Annotated in this window: 1 protein-coding gene; it reads right to left on the bottom strand. The window is 48.3% G+C overall.

The window, feature by feature from the left end; translation table 11 throughout:
* Window positions 1–1,617 (bottom strand): hypothetical protein (locus AC1DFM_RS34585; RefSeq protein ID WP_477081349.1); only part of this gene is annotated, 1,617 nt, incomplete at both ends.

Below are 1,617 nucleotides of genomic sequence, written 5' to 3' on the forward strand. Positions count from 1 at the left end.
CAGTGTAGCGGTATGACCAGCCAGCAGGGTCACTTTGGTATTGTATGCAGAAGTATCTGCAATAGTGATCCATGATTGTTTACCACCAACAATGGTCCAAGCACCGTATGCACCCATTTGCGCAGGCTTGTTAGCTGCGAGCGTGAAGATGGAGTCATTACAGTGTTTCTGTTCAGGACCTGCTACTGAAGTAGAAGGCACTTCATAGTTGGTCAGTTTCACCTGAGAAGTGGTAGCGGCACAGGTACCGTTGGTAATGGTCCATACCAGTGTAGCGGTATGACCGGCCAGCAGKGTCACTTTGGTATTGTATGCAGCAGTATCTGCAATAGTGATCCAGGACTGTTTACCACCAACAATGGTCCACGCACCATATGCACCCATTTGTGCAGGCTTGTTAGCTGCCAGCGTAAAGATGGAATCATTACAGTGTTTCTGCTCAGGACCTGCCACTGAAGTAGAAGGCACTTCATAGTTGGTCAGTTTCACCTGAGAAGTGGTAGCKGCACAGGTACCGTTGGTAATGGTCCATACCAGTGTAGCGGTATGACCGGCCAGCAGAGTCACTTTGGTATTGTATGCAGAAGTATCTGCAATAGTGATCCATGACTGTTTACCACCAACAATGGTCCACGCACCATATGCTCCCATTTGTGCAGGCTTGTTAGCTGCCAGTGTAAAGATGGAATCATTACAGTGTTTCTGCTCAGGACCTGCCACTGAAGTAGAAGGCACTTCGAAGTTGGTGAGTTTCACCTGAGAAGTGGTAGCTGCACAGGTACCGTTGGTAATGGTCCATACCAGTGTAGCGGTATGACCAGCCAGCAGGGTCACTTTGGTATTGTATGCAGAAGTATCTGYAATAGTGATCCATGATTGTTTACCACCAACAATGGTCCATGCACCGTATGCTCCGAACTGCGCCGGCTTGTTAGCCGCGAGGGTGAAGATGGAGTCATTACARTGTTTTTGTTCAGGACCAGCTACTGAAGTAGAAGGCACTTCGTAGTTGGTGAGTTTCACCTGGCTTGTAGTAGCKGCACARGTACCGTTGGTAATGGTCCATACCAGTGTAGCGGTATGACCGGCCAGCAGGGTCACTTTGGTATTGAATAAAGTGCTATCTGCAATAGTGATCCATGATTGTTTACCACCAACAATGGTCCATGCACCGTATGCACCCATTTGTGCAGGCTTGTTAGCTGCCAGTGTAAAGATGGAGTCATTACAGTGTTTCTGTTCAGGACCAGCTACTGAAGTAGAAGGCACTTCGTAGTTGGTGAGTTTCACCTGGCTGGTAGTAGCCGCACAAGTACCGTTGGTAATGGTCCATACCAGTGTAGCGGTATGACCGGCCAGCAGTGTCACTTTAGAATTGAATAAAGTGCTATCTGCAATAGTGATCCAGGACTGTTTACCACCAACAATGGTCCAAGCACCGTATGCACCCATTTGTGCAGGCTTGTTAGCCGCGAGGGTGAAAATGGAATCATTACAGTGTTTTTGCTCAGGACCAGCTACTGAAGTAGAAGGCACTTCGTAGTTGGTGAGTTTCACCTGGCTGGTAGTAGCGGCACAAGTGCCGTTAGTGATTGTCCATACCAGTGTAGCGGTATG

The sequence above is a fragment of the Chitinophaga sp. 05T412 genome (assembly GCF_056396465.1).